Source organism: Brachyspira catarrhinii (assembly GCF_005518285.1).
GTDB lineage: Bacteria > Spirochaetota > Brachyspiria > Brachyspirales > Brachyspiraceae > Brachyspira > Brachyspira catarrhinii.
This window is the reverse complement of sequence record NZ_SJDU01000403.1, coordinates 1-1,945: the sequence shown is the minus strand read 5'-3', so window position 1 is coordinate 1,945 and position 1,945 is coordinate 1. Positions and strand designations below refer to the sequence as shown.

Below are 1,945 nucleotides of genomic sequence, written 5' to 3'. Positions count from 1 at the left end.
TCTTTCAAAATTCCTTTTTCTAATTTTTAATAATTCTATCAATTTAGGAAAATTATAGCATATTTGATAAAAAATGTCAATAGTTTAATTTAAAATATTTTTAACAAAACGGCTTTATTTTAGTATAATAAATTAATAAATTTTTAATTATGACTTAAGGCAAATTTTTATAAAATAATATTTCTAGCTAAATTTAAAAGACTTGAAAAACATAACCGAATTAAATATTATCTTTTAATTTATAAACCAAACTTTTAAAATATTTCCCTCTCTCTTCGTAATTTTTGAAAGAATCGAAACTTGCGCAACCCGGGGAAAGCAAAACTATATCTCCGCAGATTGTCAAAGAAGAAGCGTAATTAAACGCGTCCGTAAAATCTTTTATTATAATTTTTTTATCGCTTTCTATCATATAGTTTAATGATTCCGCAGCCTCGCCCGTCAATATAAGTTTTTTTACTCGCTCGTTTATAATTTCATTTAGAGGACTGAAATCTATATTTTTATTTCTTCCCCCCATTATTAGAATTATATTTTTATCGAAAGATTTTAAGGCGCTTTTTACGGCGTTCATAGAAGTCGCTTTTGAATCGTTAATATACATTACATTATTTATAGTCGCTACCAATTCCAATCTATGTTCTATTCCTTTAAAATTATTCACAGCGTTTTCTATATAATTTACGGGAATATTATTTTTCAAAGATGCCAAAACGGAAACCAAAATATTTTCCACATTATGCATGCCAAATAATTTTTTATTCTCTATAGAAAATAATTTTTTATTTTGATAAAATATTTCTTCGTTATCGTAATAAATTGTTGCGTTTTTATTTTTAGTCGAAAAAGTCAAAATATTAAATTTTTCTTCTTTATTTTTTTCTAATTCGTTATAAAGTCTATTCGTAAAAATATTATCGTAATTGAGAATTAAAAAATCGTTTTCATTTTGATTTTTATAAATATTTTTTTTAGCGTCAAAATAATCTTCTATATTTTTATATCTATCCAAATGGTCTTCTGCAATATTCAATATAGCGCTTATATGCGGATGAAAATTTTCGATTGTCTCGAGCTGAAAACTTGAAAGTTCCAAAATTATATCTTCGTCTTCTTCGATATTTTCAATTTCTTTAGAAAATGTATTTCCCACATTTCCCAAAAGTCGCGCCTTTTTATAAGAGCGAACGATACTATAAATTAAATTTACCGTTGTAGTTTTTCCGTCCGTTCCCGTTATCGCAATATAATTTCTATCGGGCAAAAGATTATAGGCAAATTCAATCTCCCCTATTATTTTTATTTTTCTTTTTTTCGCTTCTTCAATAAGCGAAATGCTTTGCGGAATTCCCGGCGAAATTATTATAAGAGTTATATTTTCCAAAATCGAAGAATCCTGATTACCAAAAAATAATTTTGCATTTTTATCTTTCAAATCTTCCAAATTAAGTTTCTCTTTTTCTTTGCTGTCGCTTAAACCATAATTTATATTTATATTTTCCGATTTGTTAATATCGTAAATAACATTGGCTATACTTATTCCGCTTCTTGGAGTCGCCCCGAGTATCAATATATTTTGTTTTTTAAGAAAGTTTATATAATTTTTATTCAACATTTATAAAGCCATAGGATTTTTTATTTAATTATATAATAAATAATTTTTTTTTGTAATCGCTTATAATTAATTATATAACAAAATAAGTCATTATTGGATTCCTTACAGGGCGCAGGAGCTAAATCCACATTGTTATTCAGAAAAGCATAATTTCAAAAATTGATTGCTACTCCACGCTTTCGGTTCGCAATGACGATAAATTTATATAAATTAAATGCTTGACATATTTTTTAATTCATGTTATATTTTACTTAAATTAAAGTTAATAAATATTGGATAACTTAAATATGGTTAGTAAAAATTACTATAAATTAGCATACTATAATTTCG

At 25.5% G+C, this 1,945-nt stretch carries 1 protein-coding gene; it reads right to left on the bottom strand.

The genetic code is table 11. From position 1 onward, the window contains the following. Window positions 1–220: 220 nt before the first annotated feature. Window positions 221–1,615, bottom strand: a complete 1,395-nt coding sequence (murD, locus tag EZH24_RS10955; protein WP_137999149.1) for a UDP-N-acetylmuramoyl-L-alanine--D-glutamate ligase — start codon at window positions 1,613–1,615, stop codon at window positions 221–223. Window positions 1,616–1,945 lie beyond the last annotated feature (330 nt).

Coding starts and splice junctions, on each gene's coding strand:
- murD (WP_137999149.1), bottom strand. CDS start 1,615: ATGTTGAATAAAAATTATATAAACTTTCTTAAAAAACAAAATATATTG.